Raw genomic sequence first — 17693 nt, 5'->3', positions numbered from 1 at the left:
AACTATTTTCTCCTGTTTTCAATTTTTAATGTTGTTGAGTCTGGTCATTAAGCAGCGTTGGCCTGCCTGATGTCAGGCTCCCCGGGTCGGGTTTGACGTCGGGGAGGATGTCAACTTCAAAAGAGAGTGATTTGGCGATGGCTATCAACGTTCTGTAACCAGCATTCTCCACTTGTCTGGGTAATTTCAGCACTTTGCTTAAGACATCCGGGTTGTTTTTCAAGAAGCTCTTTAACTGAGCGGTGAAAGCGTTGGGGAATCGGCAAACCAGTGGCGGTGTTGCAGAAATTTGTCGGGTAATCAATTTATGAAATCCGGGAAGATTTCCAGAAAAGAGCTGTTGCCAGTTTTCAACACTGAGCCGGGTCGCATTTTCTGTGATAAACACAGGCCAGAAGTCGACCAGTTCAGGGTGAGTAAGTAATTGTTTAAAAAGAGCTGGCTCAATGTCCAGAGCAGCTTTTGGATACTGTTTGATAAACGCCAGGGTAATGGACTCTGTCAGAGTAAAGTCAGATAGCAGTAGTGTATCTCGGGCGGCTTTGTAAAAAATCGGTGACTGAACCATCATCAAACCTTCATGATGCCTCAGATAGTGTTGAGCAGCCACGGCAATATGCTGCTCTTCCATTTCCGGGCTGAGTTGAATCAGAAAAATGAGTTGATGCACCAGAGTCGACTTACATCGAGCCAGCACTTTCGGGTATTTCAAATAAAGACTAAGGCCCAACATGTCAGGATCATTCTGTGGCAGTCGGGGGATAATCTCGGCGCTTTGTTGCATGGCGACAGAGACTAAGATTTGATAAAGGGGATCTTGTTTCTTGCGCTGCCGCTTTAGAGTGCATAGAAGATGATCATCCAGAGAAAGTTTCATGCCCAGCAGATTTCTGGCAACGGCGTCAGGGCGTTTTGCCAGACGGGATCTGAGTTCAGGCTCCCTGACTTTCAGAAACCTCTCACCAAGGTCTTTATCCTGACGGATTTTTGTTAGCAGCTTTTCCAGATCTTCAGCTTGGGCTGCCTGTAACCAGCCATCCATTTCACGCAGTGATTCGGCATTTTCACCCCACCCATGCCACACAGCTTCTGCACCATAATCAACAGCCCCCGCATTAGAAGGCGGTATCTCAGTGATAAGGTTTCTGGTGAACACATCAACACTGTTCCGGGTGGCCTGATACACATTGTTCAGGTCGCCCTGACAGGCGCATTGATGACGGAATTCGTCCAGCCATTCAAGCAGTGCTGCTCTATAGAATCCGACAAGCTGGTTAAGATCACTGGTGTCCATAAAGTCATAGAATCTTGAAAAGCTTTCATGCATTGCTTTTTTCAGCTTGTCCTGAAGATTCTTCTCGGGCTTTTTGGCCCGGACAGAAGCTTGCAGTGCTTTATTTAGCTGCTCTCTGGTGCGTATGATCTGACAGGCGGGGGTTTTCAGGAACTCTGCGACCTGTCCGGTCAGTATCGAGAAGTGCAGTTCTCCCGCTACCTTTGCTTCAAGCGTTGAGGCACAACGATCACTGAGGTTGAGGTGCTGATTCACATTGTGAGCTGATTGAATCAGTGAGCCAAGAAGGTTTCTGAGGCGTACCGGGGCTGGGTGGGTGACAATCCAGTCTTTATAGCTGGTTACCACTTCCACCAATTCGTATTCGCTGTTGAGTCCAACCTTGGTACCCGGTGAAAACTTTTTTTGATCCAGAGTAAGATCTCGAACCTGTTCATAAAGACCTGGAGTCATCGCTTACTTCCCTGTTTTAATGCTTCTCTATCAAGAATCTAGCAACAAAAGAGGAAGCCATATAAGTGTCAGAAATCAGCCTTGGTAACCCATAACTATAAGCAGGTGGGGGAACTGACAAAAAAGCGTCAGGAGGAGAGCGCATTTAGCTCTCTCCAGCAAAGGTCAGATGTTCTTGTGAGGACCAAATACCTCATAGTGAATGTTTGCTGGTGGCACACCCCAGCCCAGGAGCGTCTCGTTGACCATGTTCATGTAGCCCAACGGACCACAAAAGTAGTAGTGAGCCCCCGGTATTTCTATCTGTTCACGAATCAGGTTCAGGTCAGTACGGCCAGCATGATCATAGTTCTGATCACCTTCCTCAGGCTGATCATAGAAAACAATCTGTTCAATATTGTCACGTTGCTCTGCCAGAGTGCTTACATGATCAAAAAAAGCATGAACACTGCCGTTTATTGCACTGTGAACAAAACGAACAGGTTCTGAAATATTTGAGGCTGTCAGGGTATTCAACATACTGAGTAGCGGTGTGACACCGACACCGCCGCTGAGCAGAACGACCGGGCTTTGATTGCGGGTATCCAGAAAAAAGTCTCCGGCCGGAGGGCTCAGTTCTACTGCATCACCTTCTTGTACATGGTCGTGCAGGTAGTTAGAAATATGGCCTTGAATATCTCCACTTCCTTCGCGTTTTACCGAAATTCTGTAGCTTTTGCCGTTACTCGCATCGGACAGGCTGTACTGGCGGATACAACGGTTAACACTGTTTTCCGGGGTTATGTAGAGGCCGATGTATTGTCCCGGTTTAAAGTCGGCGACGGGTTTTCCGTCCACTGGCTCAAAGTAGAAGGAAGTGATCAGATCACTCTCTTTCACTTTTCGGGTCACTCTGAATGTGCGGGTACCGCGCCAGCCACCTTTTTGGCCCTCACTTTCCTGATAAATACTTTCTTCCATTTCGATAAAGATATTGGCCAGGAAGTGATACGCCTCTCCCCAGGCTTCAAGAATCTCGCCCGTTGCAGCATCACCCAGAACATGGGCCACTGCTGCCAGCAGGTGTTCACCTACGATAGGGTAGTGTTCGGGGTTGACATTAAAGCTGGCATGCTTGTGGGCAATACGTTGTATGGCGTTACTCAGTGCTCCCGGGTTATCAATGTGGGCAGCGTAGCCATAGACAGCCGCTGCCAGAGCGGCTTGTTGACGCCCTGTCTTCTGGTGGGAAGCGTTGAAAATATTCAGCAGTTCAGGATGATGGCTGAACAGACGCTGATAAAAGTGGCGGGTAATCGCTTCGCCACATTCAGCCATAACTGGGGCAGTGGCTTTGACGATGCAGATGGTCTTTTCACTCAGGTTCATGGGGAGCTCCAAATGGGTCCTTTAAAAGATGTATTTGTAATGCATCTTTATTAGGTGCATCCTAGATGCATCTTTAAAAAAAGTCTATAGCCCCCATGAAATTGACCAAACAAACCGATTATGCGCTGAGAATCCTGATCTACTCGGCTTTACAGCCAAGGCTCCGGTTGATCTCAATTCAGGAAGTGACAGAGGTGTATGATCTCTCGCGAAATCATGTCATGAAGATTGTCCAGCGGCTGGGTCAGGAAGGCTATCTGTCAACAATCCGTGGTAAAGGTGGTGGTTTCCGGATGGGACGTTCTGCTGAAGATATCAACCTGGGGGTGTTGGTGAGAATGATGGAATCCACCCTGGTATTGGTGGACTGTGATGAGCCAGCGTGTCGTATATCAGATGTTTGTCGTTTAAAAAGGGTTTTAGCTGATGCCATGGCTGCATTCATGGCGGTTCTGGATGGTTACACGCTTGCTGATCTGATTGGAAATCGTCATGAGTTGTCAGAGCTGTTGGCAGTGGGTTGAGCACGATTATTCTACCCGTCCATTAAGGCCAGCAGCTTTGAAACCGGGTGAGGAATCTCGGTATCCCCAAAACGCTTTACCTGACTTCGGCAGGAGTAGCCTGTAGCCACGAGTTGGCCTTGGTTTTCAGGACTCTCCACTACAGGCTTCCAGCTCATGTCGTATAGCTTTCGGGACGTTTTCTGGTTGCGGGTTTCGTGCCCATAGATGCCCGCCATGCCGCAACAGCCAGTTGCCTGATATGTCAGTTTTAGTCCACAGGCGGAAAACAGCTTTTGCCATTGTGCCGGTGCAGCAGGTGCATTGGTGGTCTCCGTACAGTGACCCAGCAGCTTGAACTCACCACTCAGGTTTAACTGAAGCTCACGAATAGTATCCGCCTGACTGGCGAACCATTCCGAGAGTAATTGCACTTCAGGAGCCTCTTCACCCATGATCTCATGATACTCATCCCGGTAAGTCAGAGTAACGGCGGCATCAATCCCGATCAGGGCTACGCCCTTATCGGCCAGCTTTTTGAGTGCCCTGGCATTGGTTTTTGCGACTTTTTCAAAGCGTCCCAGGAAGCCATAGACATGCAGTACTTTTCCGTTGGGTTTATAAGGTGCAACCAGGGGGCGATACCCAAGTCTGACTAACAGCTCCACCAGATCAGTCAGTACCGGGGTTTCGAAAAAACTGGTAAAGGCGTCCTGGACAATCACCACCGTTCGAGCCAGCTCTTTTTCTGTCATGGAAGCCAGCAGACTGTCTGAAGCCACAGAAGCACCAGAACGACAACTGTCTTCCAAAGGCGATGCACTGGTGATAGCCGGTAGATCCTGAAGACCTGATGTTTTAGCCGAAAGCTTGTTCATCAAACCCGAGCTGGCTACCCGATTATAAACGGATTTGGCTTTTGCCAGTGCCGGCAGCATGGGCTCCAGCATGGCAGCAGCGTGATGTTTGGCGGGACGCAGGTAGCGAGTGTGGTAGAGCTCAAAGTACCGGGATCTCAAATCAGGCACATTCACCTGAACAGGACATTGACCTGCACAGGATTTACAGCTCATACAGCTGTCCAGAGCTTCGTAGACTTCATGGCTGAAATCTCCTTTGCCCCGCAGCTTGTCAATGCTGTTACGGGTCTTATCCAAGGCATTATAGAAATGTCCGGACTGGCGTGCCTCGCCGATTGCTTCAGAGATATTGCTGCCCGATGTGCTCTGCAGTCTCAGCCATTCACGTACCAGTCCTGAACGACCTTTGGGTGATTGAGTTCTATCCAGAGTGGCCTTCCAGGTTGGACACATGGCGCTGTTGGGGTTGTAATTGAAGCAGGCACCATTGCCATTGCAGTACATGCCTCGGGTAAAAACCTCGAAGGCCTTTCTTTCGATGGTTCTGTCAAGCTGGCCACGGGTTTGCACACCGTCAATCTTCAGCAGAGTTTCTGAGGCCCGGGTGGAGGGGGTCGCTATTTTCCCCGGATTCAGCTGATTATGGGGGTCGAAAGCACTTTTAATGTTTTGCAGTACCGGGTAAAGATCCTGGAAAAAGTCGGGTGCGTATTCAGAGCGAACGCCTTTGCCATGTTCTCCCCAGAGAACACCACCATGCGCTTTTGCCAGTGCAGAAACTTCATCACTGATCGTTCTGACCAGAACCTCCTGTTGCACATCTTTCATGTCGATAGCGGGTCTAACGTGGAGAACCCCTGCATCGACATGACCAAACATGCCATAAGACAGGTTATGACTATCGAGCAAAGCCCGAAAGCGAGCGATAAAAGCAGCCAGATTCTCTGGTGGCACGGCTACGTCTTCTACAAAGGGTATAGGTCGTGCGTCGCCTTCCATGTTGCCCAACAGGCCCACGGACTGCTTGCGCATATTCCAGATCTTTTTGACGTTTGGGGTGCCTGTCACAATGCTGTGACCCACCCGCTGGATTTCCGAAGGCTTGTTCAGCTCCGCTTTCAAGCGCTCAATACCTTCCTGAATATCGGCTTCCGATTGTCCGGTGTATTCAACAAAGTTAATGCCGTCAATCCGGTTAATATCATCCGGGAAATAGGCTTTCACGGTCTCCCAGACACTGTCTGCTTTGGCGAGCGACAGGACTTTGGAGTCAATGGTCTCAACAGAGCTGGGGGTGGCTTGCATAAGAGACCGGGCATCCCTCAGCGATTCCTGAAAGCTTGAATAGAACACCAGAACCAGTGCTGAGGTTTCGGGTATTGGCAGAAGGTTGACCTTAATCTCACTGATCATGGCCAGTGTCCCTTCGGAACCGCAGAGAATGGCATTGAGATCAAACTTGCCAGAGTCTTCAGGGTTCACAGGGTCTTTTCTGCGGATATTGGCCAGATCATAACCGGTCAAATTTCGGTTGAGCTTTGGAAAAACGGCTTCGACTCGCTCTTTGTTCTGGTTATAGGCTTCAATCAGCGTTTTGTGAATCTGCCCTGCACGGTCTTCACGTTGACAGATGTCGTCAAGCTCCTGTTCTGTCAGAGGCGATGAGTTCCACACGGTGCCATCAGCGAAGACTGAAGTCAGTTCCAGGACGTGGTGGCGGGTTTTGCCATAGACAACCGATCCCTGACCACTGGCATCGGTGTTTACCATGCCGCCGATCGTAGCCCGGTTGCTGGTGGACAGTTCCGGGGCGAAAAACAGACCGTGCCTGGCGGCCAGGTCATTCAGATGGTCTTTGACGGTGCCGCTTTGAACTCTCGCCCAGCGCTCTTCAGGATTGATCTCCAGAACCTGATTCATATAGCGGCTGGTGTCTACCATAAATCCCGAGGTGAGTGACTGGCCATTAGTGCCGGTACCCCCTCCCCTCGGAGAGAGCACAATAGTTTGGAAAGAAGGTGCATTGGCCAATGACAGCATTTTGCTCAGATCTTCAGTGCCTTTGGGGTACAGGACACCTTCCGGATACACCTGATAGATCGAGTTGTCGGTGGCCAGCACAGTCCGTTCTGCATAACCCAGCTCTATATCGCCCTGGAATCCGGAGCTGGCCAACCGATCGGCAAAGTTCTGATACAGCGTCCCTTCTGCGCTGTTGGCATTGACGGCCTGTTGGTTCAGTTTGCTGATCACTTTCCTACTCCCGGGCTCTGCTGTTTTATCGTCTTGCGAAGCGAAGGTGACGTTTCTCGGACTGCGTATTGTACGCAATTAACAGTCTTTAGTCAGTGGGGATTTTTGCTCATTCAGGTTTAGAGGAAATAACAGTCAGAAGTCAGAACGCTGAGAACCTGGTTAAACAGTCTAACCCGCAGGACTATTTGCTTTTCCAAGCCAGCAGAGATTCACAATAGGGTCATTGTTGAATTCATCTCAATGAATCTATCAGCTATTATGAAGCACTGCCGGTTTCTCTCTTTTAAGCTGAGCCGCTGAAATCATTTCTTCAGAGTAACGATCCATTACAGTCTCTTTCCATCGGTTTTCATATAGTGAGAGTCGTCGATAAATAGGGCGATTTCTATTTTGATACATGGAGGACTTGAAGCAGGCGTTAAACGTACAGCTCTCAAAAATGAGTATTGGGGATCTGCCTGATGTTGAATGTTAAATCGATTGTGTTGTTTGTTGTTTTTTTTATGCCACTGAATGTATCGTGTGATCTTCTTTTAGAAGATATTCTTCTTAGACAAAAGAGTACTACCGGGATTAGCGTCTGGATTGAATATATAATAGAGGACGTTTTTTATACCCCATCACAGAAACGGTCATTAGTAGGGATAATACTAAAAGCTATTTTCGATGATTCGATATTGATTTTTTCTGAAAGGTTCAATGTTTTATCAAGAGTTCTCGGGAATGATGAATTGTTAGATAGCCTGTTGGTCTGGATTAACGAGTATGGCAATGATACTGCTCTTATTATATTGGTCAATATAACACTGAGCTTGAGTTATCAAGATAAAGATCTTAATTGCAGCGATATTACAAGGCACATAAATTTTTATAATGATTATTTTTAGTGATTAAAAAACATCGTTTCAGTCTTCTGTTTATGACCTTGAAAATTATGCAGCTGTTGGGAAAGAGCTTCAAAAAAAATACTCGAGCAAGCTGATGTTGTCTCGTTCTCACGCTCATGAGGTAGCTTAACGGTTTTGCAACACCCTCAGGAGCGTGGGAACAACTCAATAATTTTACTCATTTATTGATATGTCTTAGGCCGTATAAGTTCATTTATTGCTTTAAATAATTCCCCAATTAAAAGCTTCCACTGCTTAACATCGTTCACTTTATCCTTTGCGGTTAACTCATTTTCTCTTTTATATTCATCTAAAATATCCTGAAGAAATTCGCCTCTGATTTTATTATTGTTCTTTTTTGTTAATTCACCTGACTTGGAAGTAACGGAATCAAGACGGTTTTCTGTAACTTTTGCAAGAAGTGAAGCAAGTAGAATCTGGTTTTCTTCACTGATGTGTTGGACTTTTTTAGTTTTAGGTAATGCTTTTTTTGAATTGGTTTCATCAAAGTTCGAATTTTTTATTTTTAAAATAACGGGTTGATGATATTTTAAAAATTTGGGCTCAACAGGTTTAATGACAACACCTTCTGCAATGTCAGCAGTTTGACTATGAAGACTTTTAAAAACCGGGTTGTAAGAAAGAGCGTCTTCAAAGGAGTCACACATTTTTAACTCTATAACGGTAGGGATACCCGTCGCCAAAGTCCATTGTTTAAAAGTGTTATAATCTATTTTTTGTTTGTTGACGAAAATGTCGAAAGCTGCAAATTTGATATTGTCCTGGTAAAAAATTTGTTTCTGTATAGATTTGCCATAGAGTTCGCCCGTGACATTTAAAATGTCTCCTTCTTTACAGAACTTTCGGTACATATCAAGAATCATTTCTCTGTATTGTTCATATACTGGGCGGTGATTAAAAAACTTTTCATCATCGCCCACCCAGTCATTCCTCCTACCCACCCTGACAACGGTGCCATCAGTCCAGAAGCTGTAATTACAGCCATGAATTTTTTCAAGTACTACCCATGGCAGGTCGTGCTCATCATTTTCTTCAATGAGTGCTCTGATGGCATCAAGGACCTTTTGATTCGAACTGTTTTCTATTGAGTGATAGGAATTGAATTGTTCGGATAAAGGTTTTTTGAGCGTTTCATCCGCATCTTCATCCGAGGCTGAGGCTTCTGATCGAAGCGTGGAAGTTGAAGCAGCTTCGGCTCCGGTAGAGGAGTTTGTTGTTGTGGTAGTAGTGCTTTCTGAGTTGGTGGCATCACTTTGTGTAGACGAAGTGGTTGTCTGCTTTTCCTGTTGCCTGTCATTGTCGTTTTTTTTCTCAGGGCTATCAGCCACTTTTCTGATAATCTGCTCAAAAAAACCGGATTCGGAACTATTGTCTTTTCCTTTTGGGTAAACCCTGATGGTATCCGGTGCTTCAAAGTCAAGGTCAATATAATCTCCCCCGGACGCTACTGAGGACACAGGAGGTAACATAGGGATAGAGGCAGTCGCATAAAACGTATGTTGAGTCTCCTGATAAAGCTCTATCTCAGAGTGAGTGATCGTTTTAGGGTTGTATTCCGTTGGCAAGTAATTCAGTGTGGGCGTTGGAAGAACTATGGTTTTATCGATTACAGTGGTTGCCAGTGATATGACGCTGTCGTTCAGTAGTTGAAATCCTCTGGTTTGGTCAATGCTTTGAATGCCTGAGGCCGTTGGGGTTGGTTCAATCAGTAGTGGAAAATAAATAGTGTCTGGCAAGTTGTTTTTGTAGGTGTAAATTTCTATCTTGTCTGGTTCTATTTCTATTTTTTGAACACCTTTATTATTCATTGCCAGAGACAAAGGATTGCTGTTATGAATTAATTCGTTGTTTCTAAACAGGGCTTTATCTCCCTGAACCTGAACTTCCAACCCTCCCATTCTCCCAACAAAAACAGCCTCGGAAGATTGTGCATTATTTGAAAGTATTGAGCCTGTAATAATGGACAGCACACCAAGAGACAGGCCATTGAGTACCCTAAAAAGCATCGTCGTCAATCCTGAGTTCATCAGCAGAGTTGAAAAGATTAGCCTATTCTCTGGAAAGCTCTACGCTCACTCAGAATTAAATGTTCAGGGCCTGAAAAAGGTACTTAAGTGCTGATTGATTTTTTGTCCCATTGCCTCATTACTATGCTGAAGCGCGCAGCGAGTCAATGGATAAAGCGGCATGGGTGCTATCAAAAGAAAAGTCTGCCTCCTCATAAATGAATAACCTTTATAGGTCAGCAGTGATGTGAAGTCATACAAAGTGAGTTCAGGCAATGATTGAGAACAATCCAGAAGCAGTTGTTCTTATCTTCTTTTTCTACAGAATCGTTAGCTGCTATTGAAAAAAATAGAATCTGTACCACCCTTACATTTTTTGTAAAAAGGTATAGAAGATGTTCAGACTCAGGCTGATATTGTCAGTAGCTATTATGATGAGCACGTCATCAGGAGCTTTCGCAACGAAGACAATGGAGTGTGTTCAAAATAATGAAGGATCGCTATTTTACGAACAGCAATTCAGGTTGAAGCCACCAATTTCTATTAATGGAAAAAGAGTCCACTATATAAAATTAAGATCAGCACTAAAGGTTGCAACAGAGTTAGGAACCGATGAACCATTCTCCATTGTAGGGAGGGGGATGAGGATATACGCAGGCGAAAATTCCGAAGAGGGGCTATTAATAAGACAGTTGGATGGAACGACAGATCCAAATGAAATAATTTCACAGGTTTCGCAACTGGGTGGATACAATACTGATTGTGTTATCGACTACTCAAATAAACTTGATGAAAAGCTGCCGTTATTCAACGCTGGAAATCCAATGTCTGAACTTTATAGGTTCAAAGCCAAATTTGTTCCCTGGCCCTATGACGCCAGCAACTTTTAGCGCGCAGTCGACAAATTGAGAGCACATAGAACAAATGCTTCCAGTTCTTTCCGGGTCTTTGCCGCTCGGCTGAAGCAGATATTGATGGTTTTTTTAATATTGCTGGTGGACTTATTTTCAGGTCCCTCGGTCAATGGCGGCGTAATCGTACGAATCACGCAGTGTTGACTCATACGCGGTGGTGTGGGGCGAGCGTAGCCAGAAAGCTACGCTCTAAACGTCTGACAATCAAGCATCAATACGCTTGTATTTGATGCGGTGGGGGCCTGCAGCTTCTTCACCCAGGCGCTCCTTGCGATCGGCTTCGTACTCAGTGTAGTTGCCTTCAAAGAAGGTGACTTTGGAATCGCCTTCATACGCCAGGATATGAGTAGCAACACGATCCAGGAACCAGCGATCGTGAGAGATCACCATGGCGCAGCCCGGGAAAGCCAGAAGTGCATCTTCCAGGGCACGCAGGGTTTCTACATCAAGGTCGTTGGAGGGCTCGTCGAGTAGTAGTACATTGCCGCCTTCTTTCAGTGTCGCTGCCAGTTGCAGTCGTCCACGCTCACCACCGGAGAGTTCACCCACGCGTTTCTGCTGGTCGCCACCTTTGAAGTTGAACCGACCAATATACTTACGGGACTGCATTTCGTATCCATTGATGCGCAGGATGTCCTGGCCATCGGAGATCGCTTCGAAAACCGTCTTGTCATCTTTCAGCTCGTCACGCATCTGCTGAACATTAGAGATTTTGATCGTCTCACCGTGTTCAATGGTTCCGGAATCAGGCTGTTCGTCTCCGGTAATCATCCTGAACAGTGTGGTTTTACCGGCACCGTTACCACCGATAATACCGACAATAGCGCCCTTGGGAATGCTGAAACTCAGGTCGTCGATCAGCAGGCGATCACCAAAGCCTTTGGAAACATGATTGAATTCCAGAACTTTATCGCCCAGACGCGGGCCAGGTGGAATGTAGATTTCGTTGGTTTCGTTACGGGCCTGAAATTCCTGTGACTGCATTTCTTCAAAGCGCGCCAGACGTGCCTTGGATTTAGACTGACGACCTTTGGTGTTGGAGCGTGACCATTCCAGTTCCTGCTGCATTGCTTTACGATGAGCGTCCTGCTGCTTGCTTTCCTGTTCAAGTCGAGCTTCTTTCTGCTCCAGCCAGTCACTGTAGTTACCTTCCCACGGAATACCATGACCACGGTCCAGTTCCAGAATCCAGCCCGCTGCGTTATCCAGAAAGTAACGGTCGTGGGTAATAGCCACAACGGTTCCCGGATATTCAACAAGGAAGCGCTCGAGCCAGGCAACTGATTCGGCATCCAGGTGGTTAGTAGGTTCGTCCAGCAACAACATTTCGGGGCTGGAGAGCAACAGGCGACAAAGTGCTACACGACGGCGTTCACCGCCAGACAGCTTGTCTACGACAGCGTCCCATTCAGGAAGACGCAAGGCGTCGGCAGCAACGTCCAGTTTGCGCTCCAGGTTGTGGGCATCCGCCGCCTGAATAATGTTTTCCAGTCTGGCCTGTTCTGCCGCCAGGGCATCAAAGTCGGCATCTGGCTCGGCGTAGGCGGCGTAAACCGCTTCCAGCTTGTCCTGAGCTTCCTTGATTTCACCCAGGGCTTCTTCCACTACTTCACGAACCGTTTTACCGGGTGTCAGTTGAGGCTCCTGAGGCAGATAGCCAACCTTCAGGTTGGGTTGCGGACGGGCTTCACCATCAAATTCCTGGTCAACACCGGCCATGATGCGCAGCAGAGTGGACTTACCGGCACCGTTCAGACCCAGGACACCAATTTTGGCACCGGGGAAAAAAGAGAGGGAAATGTCTTTAAGAATCTGGCGCTTCGGGGGAACGGTCTTGCTCACCCGATTCATGGTATAGACGTATTGTGACAATTTAGGCATCCATAATAGGTTTGACTGAAACCCCGGAATAATAGCACTTTTGAGGCTTTTCTGTATGCTCGTACCTACTGTCAATAATGTCAAACTCTCGGGCAAAATCCCGACCGCAATGGTGCCTGCAACTGCAGTCCATTTTGATTCCCTTCTGGTTTACGCCTAGAGTGGTAGGGCAATGGAGGATTTTTTATGGAAAACCTGTATGACACTGACTTCTATAGCTGGTCCTATCGTCAGGCCGAGTTGATTAAGCAAGGACGCTTTGATGAGCTTGATATTGCCAACCTGGTAGAGGAAATTGAAGATATGGGCAAGGCTCAGTATCAGGCTTTACGCAGTTGTACTAAAGAATTGCTCCTGCACCTGCTCAAATGGCAAATACAGTCCGGAAAAGACGATCAGCACACAATGACGGACTGGTACAGGAGCTGGCTGGTCAGCGTCGCTAAACAACGAGGCGTCATCCTCGATCTTCTCGAAGATAACCCCAGCCTAAACAGTAAGATTGATGAGGTCTTACCAAAAGCTTATCGGTCTGCAAAGAGGGATGCAGCGGCTGACATGAAATATAAGCCCGATGATTTCCCGGCTGAGTGCCCCTGGAGCTTTGAGCAAATCATGACTGAGGACTGGCTGCCGGAAAGTTAAGTCAGGGCCCATGAGCCTTGCTCAAATTGACATGAAACTTTTTCGATACGAAATCCTGAACAGGTGTATTAGAATGGTCGCCGAAAAACCTCATTAACAGGCAACATTCCGAGGAATCATTAATGTTCAGAAAGGACATGTCCATCGCTGAGTTCGACCCTGAACTCAAGGCTGCTATCGATGCTGAAACGGTTCGCCAGGAAGAGCACATCGAGCTGATTGCTTCCGAAAATTACACTAGCCCCAGAGTGATGGAAGCACAAGGGTCTGTCCTGACCAATAAATACGCAGAAGGTTACCCGGGTAAGCGCTACTACGGTGGCTGTGAGCATGTTGATGTCACTGAACAGCTGGCTATTGATCGCGCTAAAGAGCTGTTTGGTGCCAGCTACGCTAACGTTCAGCCTCATTCCGGCTCTCAGGCCAATGCGGCGGTCTACATGGCTCTGATTAAGCCCGGTGACAAGGTTCTGGGTATGAGTCTGGCTCACGGAGGCCACTTGACTCACGGTGCCAAGGTCAGTTTTTCCGGTCGCATTTATGAAGCAGTTCAGTACGGACTGAACCCTGAAACCGGTGAGATCGACTATCAGGAAGTTGAGCGTCTGGCGGATGAGCACAAGCCAAAAATGATCGTTGCAGGCTTCTCTGCCTACTCCCGTGTTGTGGACTGGCAGCGCTTCCGTGATATTGCCGACAAGGTAGGTGCTTACCTGCTGGTCGATATGGCTCACGTGGCTGGCCTGGTGGCTGCTGGTGTTTACCCGTCTCCTGTAGGCATTGCCGATGTCGTCACGACAACTACTCACAAAACACTGGGTGGTCCCCGTGGCGGCCTGATTTTGGCTAACGATAATGAAGAGCTGAATAAGAAGTTTAACTTTGCTGTATTCCCTGAGTCTCAGGGTGGTCCTCTGTGCCATGTGATTGCAGCCAAGGCGGTTTGCTTCAAGGAAGCGATGTCCGATGACTTCAAGACTTACCAGCAGCAGGTTGTGAGAAATGCTCAGGCGATGACCCGCGTGATGCTTGAGCGTGGTATCAAAATTGTCTCTGGCGGTACCGACGATCACCTGTTCCTGATGGATCTGATCGGTAAAGAGTACACTGGTAAAGACGCTGAAGCGGCACTGGGTGAAGCTAACATTACTGTCAACAAGAATGCGGTTCCAAACGATCCGCGCTCACCCTTTGTCACCAGTGGTCTGCGTATTGGTACTCCAGCCATTACCCGCCGTGGTTTCAACGAAGAAGATTCCGCTGCTCTGGCGGGGTGGATCTGCGACGTACTGGAAAACATCGGTAATGAGCAGGTTGTAGCGGATGTAAAGGTGAATGTTCTGGCAATTTGCAAGCGTCTGCCTGTATACAGCTAATCTGAGACTGCTTTTCAACTGAAGACCGCTGATCTGAAACGGGTCAGTGGGCTTCTCACACTTCTCGCTTCATTGCTGCAAAGTGTTGGTAATTCTGCAAGGGTGAATTATGATGGAAGACTCACTCTGAAGAACGTTTCCATTACCCATGCACTGCCCTTTTTGCAACGCTGTCGATACCAAAGTCATTGATTCCCGCCTGGTGGCAGATGGAAACCAGGTGCGCCGTCGTCGTGAATGTTTGACTTGCAGTGAACGATTTACGACTTATGAAATGGCAGAGTTGTTGATTCCCAGACTGGTCAAGAGAGATGGTTCCCGTGAACCCTTCAATGAAGAAAAGTTACGTGCGGGCATGTCTAAGGCTCTGGAAAAACGCCCTGTCAGCATGGAACAGATCGAAGAGTCAGTGACCCGTATCAAGCTTCGGCTCCGGGCCACCGGTGAGCGGGAAATCAAATCTCTGGTTCTGGGTGAAGAAGTCATGCATGAACTTCGGGAACTCGACGAAATCGCCTACATCCGGTTTGCCTCCGTTTATCGTCACTTCAAGGATCTGAATGAATTCCGGGAAGAGATTGAACGACTGGAGACGACTGATAAGCACTGAGGTCATTGCTGACCTCAGTGCAGAGTTTTCGTTTATCAGCTAATGATAGATAGGGCCAGCACACCCATATAGGTGGTAAATGCAGCAAGAATAATGGCGCTCTTATAGCGCGGTACTCTGCTGCAAGTGACCCTTCCCAGGGTCATGGATGATGAGCTTGTTTCGTCGCGATCCATTGCCAAACTGGTGACTATGCAAATCGCCAGAAGCGCAGTAAGCCCCGCCATTGCCAGACCATCTCTCTGTAGAACCGATGAATCAATTGCCAGTCCGCCGCTGAGAATCCCGGGAAAAGCCAGAACCCCCAACAGGTTGAATATATTGGAGCCAATAACCGTGGCCATGACCAGATCAAACAGACCCTTTCGGGCACTGGCCAAAGCAGCAGCCATTTCTGGCAGACTGGTTCCGAAGGCGATGACGGTAAGGCCGATAATCATTTCACTGATACCGAATGAGCGGGCCAGTTCACTGGCACCCCAAACCAGCAATTTTGAACTGCCCATAAGCAAGGCCAGCAGAACCAGACTTTCCACAACGGCGCGGGCGGTAGAAATAGAGAGAATAACCACTTCGTCTTCATCTTCATTGTCACCACCGGAATGTTTTGCCAGATAGTAGCAATAAGCGAGCAGGGCCCCGGCCAGGATAAAGCCGTCCATCTGGCTGAGGTCGCCATCGAGCATTAGAGCCATTGCGAAAGCGACGACCAGCACTAAAAGCGGTAGCTCACGGGTAATAATGCGACGGCTGACTACTAAGGGGTAAATAATTCCGCACAATGCCAGCACCAAACCGATATTGATGATGTTAGAGCCAAGGGCATTACCAATGGCAATACCGGCAGAACCGTCCAGTGCGGCAACAGAAGATACCAGAAGTTCTGGTGCTGAAGTACCAAAGGCAACAATGGTCATGCCAATGGTGAGAATGGACATACCCAGTCGAGAGGCCAGGGTAGAAGCTACTTCGATCAAACGATCAGCGCTGGTGGATAGAACAACAAAGCCCACCGCTATAGCGGCAACAAAGGAAAGAATTTCAATCATATCAATAGGTGAGAGGGCTTCTGACACAGTCAGCAATCACCAGGCCCTCATAAACCAGTGCTGCCAACCGAGTCTCGCCAAACAATGTGTTGCCACACTGTCGTATACGCCACAGTCGAATGACCAATGATGTTGACGTATACACCTGCTGTCTGCCAGGCAGGCTACTCCCCCGAGTGATGGGTGAGTATATTGAGTTAAGAGGCCGATATCCAGAGGAATTACCGAAGCAGTGATTGAAATTTCCGGGTCAGGGGTTAACAGCAGGCTCTAGCATCTCAATGGTGCCCTCACTCGCGTCGACACGGACGTTTACACCTTCGGCAATGGTAAATATATTATCCTGGTGGCCAATCATTGCCCCATTCCAGGCTGGAATCTGCAAGGGTGAAATATGTTGTTCCAGCACTTCCTGCAAGCGGAAAGAGCCATAAGGAACCTTGGCATTACAATGTGTACATTGACCAAAAATAAAGCCAGAGATTTCTTTTAAAATACCGGCAGTTTGTAATTGGGTTAACATGCGATCAATTTGATAAACATCTTCACCTGTGTCTTCCAAAAACAGAATTTTATTTTTAAAACTGGGTAAATAGGTGCTTCCCAGCATGGAAACTAACACGGATAAGTTGCCCCCCAGAATTTCCCCTGTGGCAATGCCAGGGTGAATAGTTTGAATTCGCGCAATAGTCCGGGTTAAATCATCGCTTTTGATGATCGGGTTACCCATAGTAATGGCATTACCTTGAAAGAGAATTTTCTCCAAATAATTGACGGTGTATTGCGTCCAGGGAAAAGCCGCAGCCATCGGGCCATGAAACGTTATTAAGCCAGTTTTCTGGTAGATGGCTAACAGCAAGGTGGTAATGTCACTAAAACCCATAAAAATCTTGGGATTCTTTTTGATTAAAGGAAAGTCGAGATACTCCAGTGTTCTGGCCGACCCCCAGCCACCACGTAACTCAATAATGGCTTTAACTTCCGGGTTGGCAAACATGTCATTAATATCAGCAGCACGTGCCTGATCAGTACCCGCAAAATATCCGCTCTGTTGAAAAATCGTTTTACCATAGATAACGTTCAATCCCAATGCCTGAAGTCGCTCTGTTGCAAATTGCACATCCTGAGCGTCATTAACACGAAAGCCACTGGAAATGAAGGCAACGGTATCGCCTTTATTCAGAGGGGGCGGTTTAATAGTTGGTAATGCCAATACAGGGCTGGTAATAAGCCAGCATACAATAATAAATAATAATTTTTTCATAGTTTACTCCAGCAGGAGGTCTTGTTTTCCGAGTCTTCCCCTCACTTATTTTTGAATTTCTCACCTTTCCAGCAGGTTTTATCAAAGGTTATGTCGTCTTTGGAGGGGCGCTAACCAGGTTCTTTCATTACTTGTATGAGCTTGCTTTTAGCCATGAAACACCTCTTACAGGCTGAAAGCCGCTGTCGCTAGTTTAGACAAAAACGACTGATCCATTCATTAATATGCATGAATCACTCAGTTTTAAACGCTTGTTTCTTTATGCTGTTTGAATGGCTATGATGCTGGGCATTATTACTAGAAGAT

Annotated in this window: 13 protein-coding genes and 1 riboswitch; of the genes, 6 read left to right on the top strand and 7 right to left on the bottom strand. The window is 47.3% G+C overall.

The window, feature by feature from the left end:
• Positions 1-25: 25 nt before the first annotated feature.
• Both KDK17_RS14295 and hmpA read right to left on the bottom strand, forming a co-directional pair.
• Complete coding sequence (locus KDK17_RS14295; RefSeq protein WP_257281258.1) at positions 26-1747, bottom strand: hypothetical protein; 1722 nt, start codon at positions 1745-1747, stop codon at positions 26-28.
• Positions 1748-1912: 165 nt separating this feature from the next.
• Positions 1913-3115, bottom strand: coding sequence for an NO-inducible flavohemoprotein (gene hmpA, locus KDK17_RS14290; protein ID WP_257288344.1), 1203 nt, complete (start codon positions 3113-3115; stop codon positions 1913-1915).
• Positions 3116-3210: 95 nt separating this feature from the next.
• Between hmpA and KDK17_RS14285 the strand changes: the two genes are divergently transcribed.
• Positions 3211-3639, top strand: coding sequence for an Rrf2 family transcriptional regulator (locus KDK17_RS14285; protein WP_257281260.1), 429 nt, complete (start codon positions 3211-3213; stop codon positions 3637-3639).
• A gap of 11 nt (positions 3640-3650) precedes the next feature.
• On the opposite strand, the gene KDK17_RS14280 is transcribed toward KDK17_RS14285, so the two are convergent.
• Complete coding sequence (locus KDK17_RS14280) at positions 3651-6809, bottom strand: FAD-binding and (Fe-S)-binding domain-containing protein (RefSeq protein ID WP_306671294.1); 3159 nt, start codon at positions 6807-6809, stop codon at positions 3651-3653.
• 72 nt (positions 6810-6881) lie between these two features.
• Between KDK17_RS14280 and KDK17_RS19640 the strand changes: the two genes are divergently transcribed.
• Positions 6882-7034 carry an IS1 family transposase gene (locus KDK17_RS19640; protein ID WP_368736468.1) on the top strand — a complete coding sequence of 51 codons (153 nt, stop codon included), beginning with the start codon at positions 6882-6884 and terminating at the stop codon, positions 7032-7034.
• 769 nt (positions 7035-7803) lie between these two features.
• Here KDK17_RS19640 and KDK17_RS14275 read toward each other — a convergent pair.
• A complete protein-coding gene (locus tag KDK17_RS14275; RefSeq protein WP_257288343.1) occupies positions 7804-9648 on the bottom strand; it encodes an RNA ligase family protein in 1845 nt (614 codons plus the stop codon).
• Positions 9649-10043: 395 nt separating this feature from the next.
• Between KDK17_RS14275 and KDK17_RS14270 the strand changes: the two genes are divergently transcribed.
• Entirely contained in the window at positions 10044-10538 is a 495-nt protein-coding gene (locus KDK17_RS14270) for a hypothetical protein (RefSeq protein ID WP_257288342.1), read from the top strand.
• Positions 10539-10766: 228 nt separating this feature from the next.
• On the opposite strand, the gene ettA is transcribed toward KDK17_RS14270, so the two are convergent.
• Entirely contained in the window at positions 10767-12434 is a 1668-nt protein-coding gene (ettA, locus tag KDK17_RS14265) for an energy-dependent translational throttle protein EttA (RefSeq protein ID WP_257281301.1), read from the bottom strand.
• 195 nt (positions 12435-12629) lie between these two features.
• On the opposite strand from ettA, the gene KDK17_RS14260 reads away from it, so the two are divergent.
• From KDK17_RS14260 to nrdR, 3 genes are all read left to right on the top strand, one after another.
• The gene (locus KDK17_RS14260) at positions 12630-13088 is read left to right on the top strand and encodes a DUF29 domain-containing protein (RefSeq protein WP_257254795.1); all 459 of its coding nucleotides are present in this window, start codon (positions 12630-12632) and stop codon (positions 13086-13088) included.
• Between the two features lie 122 nt (positions 13089-13210).
• Entirely contained in the window at positions 13211-14464 is a 1254-nt protein-coding gene (gene glyA / locus KDK17_RS14255; RefSeq protein ID WP_257254794.1) for a serine hydroxymethyltransferase, read from the top strand.
• 148 nt (positions 14465-14612) lie between these two features.
• Positions 14613-15074 carry a transcriptional regulator NrdR gene (nrdR, locus tag KDK17_RS14250; protein WP_257254793.1) on the top strand — a complete coding sequence of 154 codons (462 nt, stop codon included), beginning with the start codon at positions 14613-14615 and terminating at the stop codon, positions 15072-15074.
• 35 nt (positions 15075-15109) lie between these two features.
• Here the strand turns inward: nrdR and KDK17_RS14245 are convergent, their stop codons facing one another.
• Both KDK17_RS14245 and KDK17_RS14240 read right to left on the bottom strand, forming a co-directional pair.
• Complete coding sequence (locus KDK17_RS14245) at positions 15110-16150, bottom strand: calcium/sodium antiporter (RefSeq protein WP_257288349.1); 1041 nt, start codon at positions 16148-16150, stop codon at positions 15110-15112.
• Between the two features lie 53 nt (positions 16151-16203).
• Positions 16204-16310, bottom strand: a riboswitch (yybP-ykoY riboswitch).
• 63 nt (positions 16311-16373) lie between these two features.
• A complete protein-coding gene (locus KDK17_RS14240) occupies positions 16374-17387 on the bottom strand; it encodes an LD-carboxypeptidase (RefSeq protein ID WP_257254791.1) in 1014 nt (337 codons plus the stop codon).
• Positions 17388-17693: the final 306 nt, after the last annotated feature.

This window comes from Endozoicomonas sp. SESOKO2 (genome assembly GCF_024606245.1).
Classification (GTDB): Bacteria; Pseudomonadota; Gammaproteobacteria; order Pseudomonadales; family Endozoicomonadaceae; genus Endozoicomonas_A.
Note: the sequence above shows the minus strand (reverse complement) of the source record. Positions and strands in the feature narration are given on the sequence as shown.

Excerpts from the sequence above, each read along its gene's own strand:
- KDK17_RS14295 (WP_257281258.1), bottom strand. The coding sequence starts at position 1,747 with ATGACTCCAGGTCTTTATGAACAGGTTCGAGATCTTACTCTGGATCAA.
- hmpA (WP_257288344.1), bottom strand. The coding sequence starts at position 3,115 with ATGAACCTGAGTGAAAAGACCATCTGCATCGTCAAAGCCACTGCCCCA.
- KDK17_RS14285 (WP_257281260.1), top strand. The coding sequence starts at position 3,211 with ATGAAATTGACCAAACAAACCGATTATGCGCTGAGAATCCTGATCTAC.
- KDK17_RS14275 (WP_257288343.1), bottom strand. The coding sequence starts at position 9,648 with ATGCTTTTTAGGGTACTCAATGGCCTGTCTCTTGGTGTGCTGTCCATT.
- KDK17_RS14270 (WP_257288342.1), top strand. The coding sequence starts at position 10,044 with ATGTTCAGACTCAGGCTGATATTGTCAGTAGCTATTATGATGAGCACG.
- KDK17_RS14260 (WP_257254795.1), top strand. The coding sequence starts at position 12,630 with ATGGAAAACCTGTATGACACTGACTTCTATAGCTGGTCCTATCGTCAG.
- glyA (WP_257254794.1), top strand. The coding sequence starts at position 13,211 with ATGTTCAGAAAGGACATGTCCATCGCTGAGTTCGACCCTGAACTCAAG.
- nrdR (WP_257254793.1), top strand. The coding sequence starts at position 14,613 with ATGCACTGCCCTTTTTGCAACGCTGTCGATACCAAAGTCATTGATTCC.
- KDK17_RS14240 (WP_257254791.1), bottom strand. The coding sequence starts at position 17,387 with ATGAAAAAATTATTATTTATTATTGTATGCTGGCTTATTACCAGCCCT.